The organism is Corynebacterium tuberculostearicum (assembly GCF_046097465.1).
Lineage (GTDB): Bacteria > Actinomycetota > Actinomycetes > Mycobacteriales > Mycobacteriaceae > Corynebacterium > Corynebacterium tuberculostearicum_I.
Genome location: NZ_CP175799.1, coordinates 2,346,104 through 2,361,278, shown reverse-complemented (window position 1 = coordinate 2,361,278; position 15,175 = coordinate 2,346,104). Strand labels below are relative to the sequence as shown.

General features: G+C 55.1%; 13 protein-coding genes. 8 read left to right on the top strand and 5 right to left on the bottom strand.

Features of this window, described 5'->3' with window-relative positions; translation table 11 throughout:
- The first annotated feature begins 3 nt into the window (after positions 1–3).
- From ACKFRX_RS11155 to ACKFRX_RS11140, 4 genes are all read left to right on the top strand, one after another.
- Positions 4–498 carry an NUDIX domain-containing protein gene (locus ACKFRX_RS11155; protein WP_005325579.1) on the top strand — a complete coding sequence of 165 codons (495 nt, stop codon included), beginning with the start codon at positions 4–6 and terminating at the stop codon, positions 496–498.
- A gap of 29 nt (positions 499–527) precedes the next feature.
- Complete coding sequence (locus ACKFRX_RS11150; protein ID WP_408927862.1) at positions 528–1,511, top strand: ABC transporter ATP-binding protein; 984 nt, start codon at positions 528–530, stop codon at positions 1,509–1,511.
- 6 nt (positions 1,512–1,517) lie between these two features.
- A complete protein-coding gene (locus ACKFRX_RS11145; RefSeq protein ID WP_408927861.1) occupies positions 1,518–2,297 on the top strand; it encodes an ABC transporter permease subunit in 780 nt (259 codons plus the stop codon).
- 883 nt (positions 2,298–3,180) lie between these two features.
- A complete protein-coding gene (locus ACKFRX_RS11140; protein WP_049377104.1) occupies positions 3,181–4,425 on the top strand; it encodes an IS256 family transposase in 1,245 nt (414 codons plus the stop codon).
- 219 nt (positions 4,426–4,644) lie between these two features.
- Here ACKFRX_RS11140 and ACKFRX_RS11135 read toward each other — a convergent pair whose 3' ends face one another.
- On the bottom strand, positions 4,645–5,079 hold the full coding sequence (locus ACKFRX_RS11135) for a hypothetical protein (protein WP_408927860.1): 435 nt from the start codon (positions 5,077–5,079) through the stop codon (positions 4,645–4,647).
- 68 nt (positions 5,080–5,147) lie between these two features.
- On the opposite strand from ACKFRX_RS11135, the gene istA reads away from it, so the two are divergent.
- Together istA and ACKFRX_RS11125 are read left to right on the top strand one after the other, a co-directional pair.
- A complete protein-coding gene (istA, locus tag ACKFRX_RS11130) occupies positions 5,148–6,755 on the top strand; it encodes an IS21 family transposase (protein WP_150851611.1) in 1,608 nt (535 codons plus the stop codon).
- Between the two features lie 17 nt (positions 6,756–6,772).
- The gene (locus ACKFRX_RS11125; RefSeq protein ID WP_150851610.1) at positions 6,773–7,531 is read left to right on the top strand and encodes an ATP-binding protein; all 759 of its coding nucleotides are present in this window, start codon (positions 6,773–6,775) and stop codon (positions 7,529–7,531) included.
- A gap of 413 nt (positions 7,532–7,944) precedes the next feature.
- Here ACKFRX_RS11125 and ACKFRX_RS11120 read toward each other — a convergent pair.
- Together ACKFRX_RS11120 and ACKFRX_RS11115 are read right to left on the bottom strand one after the other, a co-directional pair.
- Positions 7,945–9,161 (bottom strand): IS3 family transposase gene (locus ACKFRX_RS11120; protein ID WP_408927859.1). Its coding sequence is split into 2 segments (ribosomal slippage): positions 7,945–8,900 and positions 8,900–9,161, totalling 1,218 coding nucleotides; the frame shifts between segments, so codons are not numbered across the junction.
- A 574-nt stretch (positions 9,162–9,735) separates the two neighbouring features.
- On the bottom strand, positions 9,736–10,446 hold the full coding sequence (locus ACKFRX_RS11115; protein WP_200436353.1) for an ASCH domain-containing protein: 711 nt from the start codon (positions 10,444–10,446) through the stop codon (positions 9,736–9,738).
- Positions 10,447–10,612: 166 nt separating this feature from the next.
- Between ACKFRX_RS11115 and ACKFRX_RS11110 the strand changes: the two genes are divergently transcribed.
- Together ACKFRX_RS11110 and ACKFRX_RS11105 are read left to right on the top strand one after the other, a co-directional pair.
- A protein-coding gene (locus ACKFRX_RS11110) for an IS3 family transposase (RefSeq protein ID WP_408927858.1) occupies positions 10,613–11,847 on the top strand; the annotation gives its coding sequence in 2 pieces (ribosomal slippage) (positions 10,613–10,901 and positions 10,901–11,847; 1,236 coding nt in all).
- A gap of 90 nt (positions 11,848–11,937) precedes the next feature.
- The gene (locus tag ACKFRX_RS11105) at positions 11,938–12,282 is read left to right on the top strand and encodes a pentapeptide repeat-containing protein (protein WP_408927857.1); all 345 of its coding nucleotides are present in this window, start codon (positions 11,938–11,940) and stop codon (positions 12,280–12,282) included.
- Positions 12,283–12,866: 584 nt separating this feature from the next.
- Here the strand turns inward: ACKFRX_RS11105 and cls are convergent.
- Positions 12,867–14,330, bottom strand: a complete 1,464-nt coding sequence (gene cls / locus ACKFRX_RS11100; RefSeq protein WP_005325597.1) for a cardiolipin synthase — start codon at positions 14,328–14,330, stop codon at positions 12,867–12,869.
- Positions 14,331–15,140 (bottom strand): exodeoxyribonuclease III, encoded by an 810-nt coding sequence (locus ACKFRX_RS11095; RefSeq protein WP_408927856.1) that lies wholly within the window; start codon positions 15,138–15,140, stop codon positions 14,331–14,333.
- Positions 15,141–15,175: the final 35 nt, after the last annotated feature.

The following is a 15,175-nucleotide window of genomic DNA, read 5'->3' as shown; positions in this document are numbered from 1 at the left end:
AGCATGCATAACCCTCACAGTGGAGACGGCTGGGCGGCAGGCCCCGGCGGCATTCGCGTCTGGGGAAAATTTGGCGCCGCCGGCCTCTTCCTCGTCGCCGGGCGTAAGGTGCTCCTCCAGCACCGCGCCGCGTGGACCAATCACGGCGATACCTGGGGGATTCCGGGTGGCGCCCGCGATTTTACGGAGACTCCCACCCAGGCCGCGCTGCGTGAAACCCATGAAGAATGTGCGATTGCACCCCAGGACGTAGAGGTGCTCGATGCGCGAGTAACGGCCGGGCCCTATCCCGCGGCGGGGGATCTGCCGGGGGAGTGGACCTACACCACCGTCCTAGCACGCACGCGCACCGGCGCCCCGCTTCCTACTACAGCTAATGAAGAGTCCTATGAGCTGCGCTGGGTGCCTTTTGAGGAGGTAGAAAGCCTCCCCCTCCTGGCCGCCTTCCGCCACGCCTTTCCCATCCTGCGGGAGAGCGTGGAGGCATTAAACAGGTAAAGTTGCCGGATTTATGGCACGCTAGTGCCATGATCGAAGTAGAAGGACTGACTAAACAATATAAGTCTGTCCGCGCCGTTGATGATCTCACCTTTCAGGTAAAACCCGGCATGGTCACCGGGTTCCTGGGCCCCAATGGCGCGGGCAAATCCACCACCATGCGCATGATCCTGGGCTTGGATACTCCCACAGGCGGTAGGGCGCGCATCAATGGCAAGCGCTACCACGAGCTGAAGGATCCCCTGCGTGAGGTAGGCGCCTTGCTCGATGCCAAAGCGGTGCACCGCAACCGCAGCGCCGCCAACCATCTGAAATGGATTGCGCAGTCCAACGGCATTTCTACTTCCCGCGTTGACGAGGTCTTGGGGCTGGTAGGGCTTTCCGACGTCGCCGGTAAGAAGGTCGGCGGCTTCTCCCTCGGCATGGGCCAGCGCCTGGGCCTAGCCGGCGCGCTGCTCGGTGACCCCGGCATCCTCATCCTGGATGAGCCGGTCAACGGCCTCGACCCAGAAGGCATTCGCTGGGTCCGCCAGCTCGTGCGCGCCCTGGCCGATGAGGGCCGTACCATTTTGATTTCCTCCCACCTGCTCTCGGAGATGTCTCAGACCGCCGATCACCTCGTGGTCATTGGTAAGGGCCGCTTGGTGGCGGACCAGCCCACCTATGACTTTGTGAAGGACCACTCGCAGTCCTCCGTGCTGGTGCGCTCCGACCATCTCGATGCCTTTAGCTCCGCGCTGCGTGCCGAGGGAATCGCCTTTACCGAGTCCACCGACGAGGAAGGCCGCCCCCGCCTGGTGATTTCCAACCAGACCACTGACTTCGTAGGCCAGCTAGCCTACTCCACCGGGGTGCCGCTTAATGAGCTCAGCCTCAAGCGCGCCTCCTTGGAGGATGCCTTCATGGAGCTTACTGGCGACGCCGTCCAGTACCACGGCTCCACCGGCGCCCCCACCCCCGGAACCGCTGGCGCCGCCACTCCGTTCGCTCGACCCACCCAGCAGGAGGTTTAATTCGCCATGCTGAATACCTTGAAGTCCGAATGGACCAAGCTGCACACCACCCGCTCCTTCTGGTGGACCACCTTCATCTTCCTCTTCTTTGCCTGGGGTTGGGCCATCCTCAATGCTCGCTTGACTAAGCCAGCAGAAACCCCTGAAGAGGCAGCGATGGGTATGGGAATTATCACCTCGGATGGCGCGGTGTCCTTCCTATTGTTCCTCGGCCTGCCCGTGCTCATGATCCAAGCCATCATGATCGTGACCACCGAGTACCGCTATGGCACGCAGACTATTACGTTTATGGCTACCCCGCGCCGTTGGTCGGTGGCCTTGGTCAAGCTGCTCATGTACGCGGTTATCGCGGCCGCGCTGACCTTTATCGCCGTGGCAGGTGCTTACCTGCTTACCGAGCTTTTTGCCCACGATGAGGTAGCCGCGCAATTCCACCCTTGGGACGATGAGATGGGCCAAAAGCAGCTGTGGAAGTACCCGCTGGCTGCCGCGCTGCTCGTCCTTTTCGCGCAAGGCCTAGGACTGCTGCTGCGCTCGACTGCTGGTGCCGTGGCTATCGGCCTTATCCTCTTCCTTGGCGTGGACAATCTCGTAGCCACCATCCCCAAGGTCGGCAGCAAGCTGGCGAACTTCATGCCGTTCAAGTCTTTCCAGTCGTGGCTGCTGGAAATGGAACCGGTTGATGCTCCGTGGAAGGAAAACTGGGGATTTTGCCTGGTATTTGTTGCCTGGGCCGTTATCCTGTGGGGCCTCGGTGTCCTCTTGTTGCAAAAGCGCGACGCCTAAGCGGCTCTAACGCACAGCACCGCCCCGGATGGCAGCTCATGGGCTGCCTGCCGGGGCGGTTACTTGTCTCCGCAACAGCTTTCCTTTGAGGCTGGTGGCTAAGCCTAGAAGTTCGTCTGGGATATCTGCGGTCGCCGTTGAGATAGATTTCTCTGTGCCGCGCGTACGAACTTAGCGAGTATGCCGGTGTCGTGGGCCAGTGGGGAAGTGACGGGAAGTTCCGCCAGTATTGCTTGCAGGTGTTTGGCTGCGCTGTTGGCGGCGTCTAGCGCGTACTCGTAGCCTCCACCATCCCCGTAACTTTGATGAATAGGGCGCACAGGTGCGTGTCCTGGGCTTCATGAACTACATCAGGCATTTTGACAATTTCTCCGCTTAACGATGCAGCACTAGATGTTTTCACGTACACCACCGTGAGGGTTGCTTAATTGTTCTGCTGCCCGCCACCCGCAAAAGAGTGACGTCCCCTGAAGGGTGGCCGACAAAAGAAGCCGGTTCCACCCGGCTAGGTCCATCAGCCCCACAGCCTCTAGCAAAAGGGCGGCTACAAATATTCCGACGAGTAAAGCCGCAGGTATCCAGTGCACGGCTTTTCCTTTCACTCCTTTAAGTGCCCATCCATAGAGGAGGATTCCAATTAGACACCCCCTTCCAGACCAAATAGAAACGGTGTCCTGATCGTGACCGTCAAAGCCATACGAAGAGGCATTAAGAAACACGAAAAGGAAAGTTTGAAAAGCTATTAGCCCTATGTTCCGGTTGCGTCCCCTAACGTGGTGTATCTGTAGCCCGCGGTAAGTCTTGTGCCGGTGTGCATGAAGGCGACCATCGCGGGTACCTTTCGAATCAACTCTTACCTATCCTCGAAAGGAAGTACCCTGCGATGGCCGCTGACCCTCATCATATCGATCCGACCGCGTATCTCGAAGAGCTACTGACTCAAGCGTCCCCAGATTTGATGCGCCAAATGCTCACTGACTTCATCAACCAGATTCTTTCCGCCCAAGCAGACACCGTCTGCGGGGCTGATTACGCCACCGTGTCAGCCGAGCGCACCAACACACGTAATGGCTACCGTCATCGCCAACTTGATACCCGAGTCGGCAGCATTGATGTGGCAATCCCGAAGCTACGCACCGGCGCATTTTTCCCTGACTGGCTGCTAGAGCGCCGCAGCCGCACCGAGCGTGCCCTGACCACAGTCATCGCCACCTGCTACCTGAAAGGAGTCTCCACTCGCAGGATGAACGACCTGGTGGCCACCCTTGGGATCAACAACTTGTCGAAGTCTCAGGTCAGCCAGATGGCCAAAGAACTCGATGACATGGTCGATGACTTCCGCACCCGCCGGCTTGACCAAGGCCCCTACCACTTTGTCTCCTGCGACGCGCTGACAATGAAGGTGCGGGAAGGCGGACGTGTCGTAAAGACCAGCGTGTTGCTGGCCACAGGTGTCAACGCTGACGGCTACCGAGAGCTTTTGGGCATGCAGGTTGCCACCGCGGAATCTACCGCGTCGTGGACCGGGTTCTTTCGGGACCTCATCGCCCGTGGCCTGACCGGGGTATTCCTCGTTACTAGTGATGCCCATCTTGGTATTCAAGCAGCCGTGGGTGACTGCCTGCCGCAGGCTAGTTGGCAGCGGTGTCGAACACACTTCGCGAAGAACCTCTCGGCCCAGGTTCCCAAAACCCAATGGCCGACTCTGTCAGCGATGTTTCACACAATCTTTCAGCAACCCGATGCCGCTAGTGTGTGGGCCCAAGCTCGTGAGGTTATTGAATTCTGCCAGCAGAAATTCCCTCACGTTGCCACCTACCTCGAGGAGTGTCTCGACGAGCTGTTGGCGTTTACCGCTGCGCCGAGAGCGGTGTGGACCAAAATCTGGTCGAATAACCCCACTGAACGGCTCAATAGGGAGATCCGCCGGCGTACCGATGTCGTAGGAATCTTCCCAAACCGAGACGCTGTTGTGCGCCTTGTTGGGGCGGTTTTGGCCGAACAGCACGATGACTGGATCCAACAGAAGCGTTATATGTCACTGACCAGCCTGGCACAGACCAAAGAGATCATCGCCGCTGGGGTCATCGACGAGGACCGCGACAACAACCAGGAGATCGCCGCGTGAATACCCTCACCCCTTATCCCCGAGATGGCCCCTAAACCACCGCCATGAAACTAACCCCAGATTCGAAAACAGATACACCACTACCCAGGACTTGACCTATGTTCCCTATTACATTCGGCCATTTTTTGATAGCGCTTCTATCACTTTCCGACCTGGTGGGCTATTTTCACTTCGAACCGTAGGCAGATAATTGGGATTTCTTTCCATTTAAAGATTCAGCTACTCATTCTCAGATAGTAAGAAGTCAAAGAGATCCATAAATTGTTCGACTAGAAGATCCCTCTGAGCCGCCGGTGGAGACCACCCCGGATTAGCCGGTCCTTCATTTTTATCTTTTTCGCAATCTTCCCACACGGCACCATCCACGAAAAGACGATCTGTGACAGTCTGTGCCGCTTCATCGCGATCGTCCAAATACTCACTAAAGCGCCCCATTTCATAAAAGGGCTTAATAAGGTTTCTACATTCCAAAAAGACATCACCGACAGCCCTAGAATCGTGGCCTCTTTCGTTATAAAGAGCTTGGACACTCCCAAACTTCTTTATGTGGCATTCCCACAGAAAGAATGTCGATTTGGGGTAGTTGGTACCGCGAGTCTGCGTAGTTGGTACCGGTGTTCCGCGTACCCGGTACTGCAAGGGGTTTTCTTTCATAGTTGATGTTGGCGACACCACAATCCGCTGGTGTTGCGTCAACTTCTACTTGGAAGGAGCCGGTCCTTGTGGCTAACTTCAAACAGATCATCGCGATGTGCCTTGATGGTGCTAGCTACGCGCAGATCACACATGCATTGGGATGTTCACGACGAGAAGTATCCCGAGCAAAGAAAGTCATCAACGATGAGGCACTAACTCCAGAGCGTTTCCGTCAGCTCCCACCGGGATGGTTCGATGATCGATTCAGTGATGGCCGGAGTAAGCGGTCGTTGCCCTACGACCAGCCTGATTTTCATGCTCTTGCACGCAAGCTGAAAGGTACGAAGCATGTGACCAGGCATAAGCTGTGGATGGACTACGTGTCGAAGCCTTGTCCGACGGATAAGACAAAGTACCAGTACTCCCAGTTCTGCAGTGGGCTCAATGAGTTTCTGCGTGCCAACGATCTCGTCGAAGTTATCACCCATGAGCCAGGGCAAGAGCTTTATGTCGACTGGGCCGGTGACAAAGTGCCTGTAGTAGATCAGGCCAGTGGTGATACCGTGTTCAAGGCGTCATTGTTTGTCTCGGTCAGCCCGTACTCAGGGCTGATGTACGTTACTGCTGCTGCGAATGAGAAGATGTCGGCGTGGATTGAGTGCCATGTTAAGGCGTTGAATTATCTTGGCAAAGTACCAGCAATCATCGTGCCAGATAATGCTTCTACGGCGACTTATCGGCCGAAGAAGACCTCTACATACCGGATGGTCACTGACCGCTACGCAGCGTTTGCTGACTATTACGGGGTCACGATTGTGCCGACTAGGCCCGGCAGGCCTCGTGACAAGGCAGCGGTAGAGCGTGCCGTGAAAATCGCCTACACCAAAATCCTGGGTTACTTTAGCAACGAGGTCTTCTATAACCTTGATGAGCTTAATGAGGCGATCGCTTGCCGTCTTGCTGTTATCAACGGCGCAATGACGCGGCCTGATGGCTCAACACGGCAGATGCGCTTTGATAAAGAAGAGGCACCAATGATGCGGGATCTTCCGCCGACGCCGTTTACGGAAGTGTCTTATAAGCGGCTTAAAGTCGATCGCAACTGGCACATCACCTGTGACTACCAGTACTACTCAGTGCCATTTCAGCTGGTAGGAGAGTCGGTAACAGTCAGGCTCACCCCGCAACTGGTGAGCGTCTTCAACGGGGAGCAGCTTGTTGCTGAACACACGCGCCTTCACGGATTCAAATACCGGTATTCCACCAACCCTCAGCATGGGCCGCGTGGCGATGATGAAGGCCACAAGGCGCTTACCCGTGATGAGCTTTTGGCCTGGGCCTCGTCGTTTGGGGCAGCAACGCACGCAGTCATAGCGATGATCCTCGACCGCAATAGTGCCGCCGTACCCCGCGGACTCATCCAGGCACGCAACGTGTTGGCCAACCTGGGCAAAAAGCACAACAAAGCCACCCTGGAACCTGCCTGCCAGCAGGTCGTGGACAAGAAGCTGGCCCCAACGATGGCAGTGATCAAACGCCTCCAGACTGACATTGCCCACGCCCAACAACATCCCGGGGAACCAGGGCCAAAAACACAGCCTGTGGCCAAGCGCCAACCACGCCCAAGTACCCCGCTTACCGGCGACGTGGCCGATGCCGTCTTTATCCGGCCTGCTGACCACTACGAAAACTAGAAGGAGTGTGAAAAATCATGAGCAGCATCGACGACGAGATTGTGCGGGCAAAAATGCGCAAGCTTCGTGTATCAACCTTCGCTGACATCTTCTACGAGGTTGTCAACGACGAGGCCTATGCGGATGCGCTACCAGAAGACATCTTCCTCGCCGCAGTCGAAGAAGCCTACACACAACGCCAACAGCGCAATATCGCCAAGGCCATCACCCAGGCACAATTCCGATACCCGGATGCAAGCCTGGCTGAAATCACCCGGGCAGAACAACGTGGTATCAACATGCGCCAGCTGAAACGAATCGCAGCAACCAACTGGCGGGAAAACCCGACCAACATACACATCCTCGCACCGACCGGAACAGGCAAGACATACATTGCCTGCGCCATCGGCATCGCCGCATGCAAAGCCGGATATTCCGTGGCGTACTACCGGCTGGATCAACTTGTAGACATGCTGGCGGTCTTCTCACCGACTGACCAAAACTACCTCGATAAGATGCGGAAACTGATCAACGTCGATGTCCTTATCATCGACGACTTTATGACCATCAGCATCAACCAGCGCGGGCAAGAAGACCTAGCCAAGATCATATTCGACCGCGACGGAAGGCTCCCAACACTGATCTCTTCCCAATCAGCTGCCGCCTACTGGGTTGAAACACTGCCAGACAGAGTCGGAGCCGATTCACTCGTAAGCCGCCTCAACAACGGCCACCGAATCCATATCGGAGACTTCGACATGCGTAAAGCCACCGCCCCGACCACCCCAGACGACTAAGACTAACGGCCCGGGCCGACGTACCCCTCGGCCCGGTACCAACTACCCGGAACACGACAGTACCGAGTCCCCAGAACACCGGTACCAAAAACTCGCATCTGACAAAGAATTCATAAGAAATCTTTTCGAGGTGTTGAAGCGTGGGCCATGTGGGGTTTTCGCATACTCAAGAATGTCTTTTCCCCAAACCTCCGCGAGTGCTACCGGACAATTGGACCACAACCATAAGTATCGACCGAGCACTTCTGGCTTTGTACAATCAACCTTCACTGCGGCATTCTTGTGAGCCCTCGCAGATAGTGCGACTGACGCCTGATCTACAGGAAGCCCTTCAACTATTGAAGAAATCGCATCTGGGTCGAAAACCTGGGGTTGCCCGCAAATCGTGGACACGTAGTGGGGCTACCTAGTGTTTAGGCAGCTATTTCTTTTCTACTGGTGGTTAGACCAATGTGGTTTTCGAAGTCGACGGGACTGACCATTCCTAGTGCAGAGTGCCGGCGCCGACGGTTGTAAACGACTTCCATCCAGTAGGCAACGGCCTTGCGCGCAGCATCGCGGGTAGGCCAACGCTTACGGTCGTAGAACTCGGTTTTAAGCGTCGACCAGAACGACTCAGCCATCGCGTTATCAAAGCACACACCAGTACGCCCCACAGACTGAGCAATGCCCAGGTTATGGCAGACTTCCCAGAGCTTCTCGCTGGTAAATTGCGTTCCGCGGTCAGCGTGGAACACCAGCCCATCAGGAACGTCACCGCGCAGTGTATATGCCATCCGCAGGGCCCGTTCGACCAGGCATGTATCTTGAACGCTATCCATCGCCCAGCCCAGCACCCTGCGGGAATGGCCGTCGCGGACCGCACACAAGTACAACCATCCCTCGCTGGTGCGTAGGTAGGTAATATCCGACATCCACACTCGGTTGAGATCACCAGTATCAAACACGCGCTTGACCAGGTCAGGAAGACTCGACTGACGCTTAGCTTGAATCGTTGTCACCGGGACAAAGGCACGCGGTGAAATCCCTTCAATTCCCATCAGGCGCATCCGCTTAGCCACAGTCTTGCGATTCAGGGTGATCCGGTAACGCTCGGTAAGTTCTGCGGTGATCCGCGGAGCACCATAAACCTCATCGGAGTCTTTCCAGATCTGATGAATCTTGCGGTCAACGTCATCGTAAAATGTTGCACGATTATCTTTTCCGAATAGTCGTTTCTGCTGCGTATCAGCCCATTTGTAGTATCCAGACCGAGACACTTTTAATAGCCGTGCCATGCGTTTGATGCTGTAGTTTGCCTTCTCCTGCTGCATCAATTCGAACTTTTCTGCTCGCGTTGCTTCGCGGCGAAGAAGGCTGTCGCTTTTGACAAAAACTCATTATCCATCTTGGCTTCCGCCAACTCACGGCGCAGACGAGCATTCTCAGCACGAAGATCCGCCTCACTCATCCCATCCGAGGCCCCTCGGCGTTCACGCTCGAGTTTGACCCACCGGCCTAAAAGCCCGGCGGAGACGCCAATCTCCTTAGCCACATGAGCGATCGGGCGCTCTGACTCGATTACCAAGTTCGCGGCTTCACGCCGGTACTCCGGCGTGTACTTCTTGCGCTGTTGACTCACAATGAACATCCTCTCCTACGGACACAGGATCCGTACAAATAGGGTGTCCACTAAACGAGGGTAACCTCAAACCCATATATTGTCAGGCTTTTTATGCTCTAGCCATACCACCATAATTCGCGCCCCCAGTGGGGATGCCTTATTCGCCGCATCCCAACCAAGCAGGTCTCGCACCTTTACAGAGCCACTGCCGGACTTAACTTGAATATTTGTTGTTTCGAAGCTCATCTCCCAAGTGAATGGCGATCCGCCCCTTATGTCTTCTCTTTTTCGAAGTGAGCGGAAGGACAGGGATCTGGCGGCTAAGGTCTAGCCCATTGTCGTCCATTGTCAACAAATTGGTTGCAATTCCTGCACTCTCGAGTATAGCCACTACTTGCAGCTCGGCCAGCTTCCTTCGTACTACATTCGAATTCCTCAATATGAAAGCAACTTTAGCTAAAGAGGACCACTTCAAAGTAGAGGGAAAATAAAGGGTACACCCAAGCGCCACAATCTGCACCGTTCGCCATGGATTGCCCCAGCCTTTTGCTGTAGCTTTACTGCTTCTACAGAAAGCAAACACGCTTTGAGCTCGTTCGAGTTACTGGAGCTTGAACCCTACGACGTCTACTTCGTCATCGGCAGCTAATCCGGGATAGTGAGTATCTAGCGCTTCCTGAAGCTCGGAAAGAGAGCCAAAACCGTCATTTCTAGCTTGCTTTTCCGACAATTCACTTCGCTGGGTAGAGACAACGGACGTGACCTGTGCCGGAATAGTGACGACCTCTCCGGATTCTTTCTCGAAGACAATGTGGGCACTTCCTTCATGGAAAGGATCATCTACTCGGATGGTTTGTTGCTTTTCTCCGCTACGAATTGATTCCTCGTAGCCTTCCCACATGTAGATGCGCTGCTCTTGTTCTATATCTCGCCAGTTGAATGCGAATGGCAAGAGTTCTTCTACGGTAGGTGCTTCAAGTCCATTGCTTCCGCGCACGATGCACCGAATGGACGGATCAACATCAAAAAGCACCTGGCGGCATTTACCGCAGGGAGGAATAACTTGACCAGTAGGTCCGTATACGGCGACTACTGCTTGGATTGGGTCCTCTGGATAACTAGCAGCATGGTTGGCTAAAGCCGAGATCTCCCCGCAAGGACCACCGAGGAAATGGTGCGCGTTCAAACCGAGTACGTATTTTCCTGATTTGGTAAGGAGTGCTGCGGCTACAGTGTGGTCTTCTCCGTCTTGAAAACGCTGTGCATGGGTAGTAGCTTTGGCCAGTAAATTTCGAAGTTCGTTAGTAATCACTCTTTAAGGGGAATAGATGCTAACGCGCTTGATCTATGCGAAGACAGAGATCGGAAACACTAGGGTTTCTGAGATGTACCAATCGCTTATAAAGCAAGACAGGACCATACGAGGATTGAAGTGTCCCAGGTTTTGTTCCGTCTGAGTAGATGGGAAAATCTGGAATATGCCAAGAAAATTTGACCAGGATGCGAAGGACCGTGTGGTCCGTCTTGTAGAGGACCGTATCTTGGCGGAAAATATGTCGATGCAAGCCGCGTGCCAGGCAGTAGCTCCAAAGTTGGGGGTTTCATGGCACACGGCTCGTCAGTGGACCCAGCAGGCCCGTCGTGCGGGAAGCATCCCAGAACCTGTGCCTGAAGACTTGGCCGCGGAAAACGCGAGGCTACGCCGTGAAAATCAAGAGCTACGCGACACCAATGAGCTACTGAAGGCTGCCTCGGCTTTTTTCGCGTCGGAACTCGACCCAAAACGTCGGAAATGATCCGGTTCATCGATGAGTATCGGGATCGTTTCTCCATCGAGTTCATTTGCGAGACGTTAAACACCCACCGTGTTGGCGGTTTCATCACGTCCCGTGGATACAGCCAATCAAAAGCCCGTGGTATGAGTGCCCGCAGTCTTCGTGACGCTGCTCTAGTCGCGCACATCGCCGAGGTCCATGAAGAAAATTTTGGCGTCTACGGCATCCGTAAGATGTGGCATACTCTGAGCCGTGAAGGAATCGACATTGGCCGTGAGCAGACCGCACGCCTGATGCGTCTTGCTGGAGTCAGAGGCAAAGGTAAAGGTAAGTCTCCTATTACTACCCGCAAGCCGAAGGGGCCAGATCTGCGTCCTGATTTAGTTAATCGCAAGTTCAACGCCCCGGCACCGGCCCGATTGTGGGTGGCCGATATTACTTATGTGCGCACTAGAAAAGGATTCGTGTACACCGCTTTTGTTACCGACGTGTTCTCCCGAAGGATCGTCGGGTGGGCACTATCTGATTCAATGCGTACCGAGGCGCTGCCGCTGCAGGCGCTTAATCAGGCGATTGTCAGCGCGAAGGAAACAACGGGGCTGATTCATCATTCAGATCATGGCTCACAGTACGTCAGCATTGTCTACAACGAACGGCTGGCTGAGTATGGAATTGCTGCCTCTACCGGGACAGTAGGAGAATCCTATGACAATGCTTTGGCCGAAAACGTCAACGGCTCCTACAAAAATGAGCTGATTCATCGGCGGTTGTGGGACAGCGTGGTTGACGTGGAGATCGCGACGTTTGAATGGGTTAATTGGTGGAACGAGGTACGGCTTCACCAAAGTCTCGGCTATCGCACGCCAGCTGAGGTTGAGTCAGAGTTTTGGGAAACCAACCCGGCCCAAGAAATAATGGAAATCAAGGCAAATGCCTAGGAACAAAACCCGGGACACTTCACCCACTGCCTTGGCTACCAAGGCCGTTGCCCGCAATGGATTATCAATTCACCGCAGATTAAATAGCAAATGTACAAAACGATGCCTCAATCGTGGGCCACGGAGCTCGCTGGGAAAGACATTTCCGGAAAAGATATGTCCAACTATGACCTGACGGACATCAATCTCGAAGGAAGCATATGCAAAGGATGCTCGTTCCGCGGCTCCATGGTGGCATGGGCTAACTTGAAATCGGCAGATTTCACCGACGCAGATTTTACGAACGCAATTCTTAGCGAGTCAGACCTTCGTGGAGCGACGTTAACGCGCGCTAATTTTACGAACGCATATCTAGTACCTGTTACCGCCAATCCAAGGCAATTCTCTGAATGTACAGGTTTGGATGCAAGTAATGCGATATTTTATAGCCTCTGATTGCACCTACACGAATTGCGGTCAATCCCAACGGCTCCAGGTGCGGGAGTCATGCAGATTACTGTCCTGTGCTGTGGCGGTAGGGGCAGTGGAGTAGGTGTAGTTGAATCGGGTTTGGCTGTAGGCCTGCATGATGGAAGCGCCGAGTTCTAGTGGAGACGTGGTCTCTTGGGTCTCTAGACGCTCTAGGATTGCTTCGAGGTTGTCTCGAAAGTTCGGGTCGTCGATGTAGCGCTTGTAGGGCACTGACTTGCCTTCCCTGTCCCGTTGTTCTTTTTCTTTTCCAAGAAAGTCTGGAAGACACAAGGCTACGTGGAGGGTTGTAGGACTGTGGTTGTTGTGGGGTGTTTGGCGGCAACCAAATCTATTGATTTGGGAGGCAGCCCAACGAGCCGTAAGGCGAGGCGGGAGCATAAACAGGAACCTGTAGTGAATGGTTTTGTTGGTTGATCGGCTGGGGATATAGATCTACAGAGATATCGTTATAAGCCACCTGGGAAAATCGATAAACCCGCAGGTTGAAGTGCCTTCGGATGGGTAAATATGCGCAGTCTTCGCAGAAGCCGCTGCAGCCAGTACCCGCTTTATTGCAGGGCGGAGGTAAGGCGCATGACATTATCCACGTAGCGGCGGATAAATCCGCGCTCATTCCATTCCTCAAGGGTCAGCTCGTGGCATACGGCCCGGTAGTTGGATACGAGCTGGTTGAACTGGTCAATGAGGTCTCCCTTGGCCACCAGCATGGTGGATTCGTAATTTAGGCCGAACGAGCGCGGGTCCATATTGGAGGAGCCGAACATGCACAGCGGATCGCGGCCGGGGTCATCCGGGTCGGTGATGATGAACTTGGAGTGCAGAACAAAGGGATAGGGGAATTGGTAGATGTGCACGCCCGCCTCCAGCAGCGCCTGGTAGTAGGAGGATTGGGCGTGGTTGACCATGAATTGGTCCGCCTTGGCAGAGACATAAAGTTCCACGTCCACGCCGCGGTAGCAGGCGGTGGTCACGGCCTCCAGTAGGGATTCATCCGGGACGAAGTAGGGCGAGCACAGTACCAGCCGGTCCTTGGCGTGGTGTACCAGGGAGTTGAACATGCGCAGGTTGGGCTCAGTGGTGTAACCCGGCCCGGAGGGGATTATCTGGAGGTGGTTGGCGTCGGCAGTCTGGGCGTCGTCATATGGCAGCTCATCCAGTGGCAGGTTCTCTTCTGCCTCGAGGTACCAATCCACGGCGAAGATTGCGGACATAGAGGTCACAATGGGACCGGAAAGCTCCACCATGTAGTCAATCCAGTAGCGGTCCTTGGTCTTGTACTGGCGCTTAATCATATTCAGCGAGCCAATAAAGCCCACCTTGCCATCGATAATCACCAGCTTGCGGTGATTGCGCAGGTCAGGGCGGCGGAAGCGGCCCTTGTGCAGCTGGATGGGTAGCATGAGATGCCAGTCGACGCCTATCTCCGTTAGCCGCTTGCCCAGCTTGAAGTAGCCCTTGTACTTGAAGCTGCCGATCTGATCCAAGAGCAAGCGCACCTTTACACCTCGGGCGGTAGCCCTGCGCAGCGACTCAAAGAAGACGTCTGTGGTCTCATCCCAGGACTGGATGTAGATCTCGATGGATACGTACTTCTCAGCGCGGTCAATAGCGGCGGCAATGGCGCGAATGGACTCGTCATAATCCGCGTGCAGGCCAAGATTGTGCCCCACTAACGCTGGGAACCCAGTGAGCTCGCGGTTGAGCCGAATAACCGACTCTACTTCCGCCGAAAGGAGGCCCTGCGGATGATCCGGGGTGCGGGCTGTGACGTTTTCAATCTTCTCATTGGCTTCTTGCTGGATGCGGTGGCGACGCCGGTTGATATACGGCGAGCCCATGAGCAAAAACAGCGGCAGGCCGATAAACGGCAGCACCAGAATTGCCAGCAGCCACGCGGTTGAACTGGAAGGTCGGCGGCCTTCGGGCACGAAGCCAACGGCAATGATCTTGATGCCGTAATCAAGGATCAGGAATACGAGCTGCCAGAAGCTGAGATCAAGAGACCAAGACATTTATCGCACGGAATTGAAATCGGGCAGATTGTAATCTGCGAGAAGCGGACAGTGATCGGAGGTTTTATCGCCGGCGCGCTCCACCATGTCTACCTGTGCGCCGGTCACGTGCTGGGCAAGCGGGGCTGAAGCCAACTGGAAGTCGATGCGCATGCCCTCGTTCTTTTGGAAGCGCATGCCTTTGTAATCGAAGTAGGTATAGCGCTGGTCCTCCGTGAACCGGCGGGTGACCTCCTCGAGGCCTGCTTCTTCCAGCATCTGGAACGCGGCGCGCTCTGGCTCGGTGACATGCGTCTTGCCGCGGAAGACCTCTATATCCCACACGTCTTCATCGCGCGGGGCAATATTGAAATCACCGGTCATAAGCAGCTTGGACTGCGCATGATTTTCCGCATAGCGCGCCAAGTGATAGAGAAAGTCCAGCTTGTAGTCATAATGGCGATCCGTGATCTCGCGGCCGTTGGGCACGTAGAGTGACCAGATTTCTACGCCACGGACGTGAGCCCCGAGTGCTCGGGCCTCACGGTCCTGCGGCTTTTCTGGATCTTTGGCAAAGCCTGGCTGGCCCGGAAAGCCGATAAAGACGTCCTCGGGCTCTTCCTTGGACACAATGGCCACGCCGTTCCACTGGTTGAGCCCGTGGCAGGTGACATGGAGGCCCGCATCCTCGAAAGCCTCGCGCGGAAACTTATCGTCTTTTACCTTAGTTTCCTGCAGGCACAGAACATCGATGTCGTGCTTGGAGATAAGGTCCAGCGCCCGCTGTGTGCGGGTACGAACGGAGTTAATATTCCACGTGGCGATGCGCATGCCACATAGGTTACCTGCCCGCTGCAGCGGGGTCA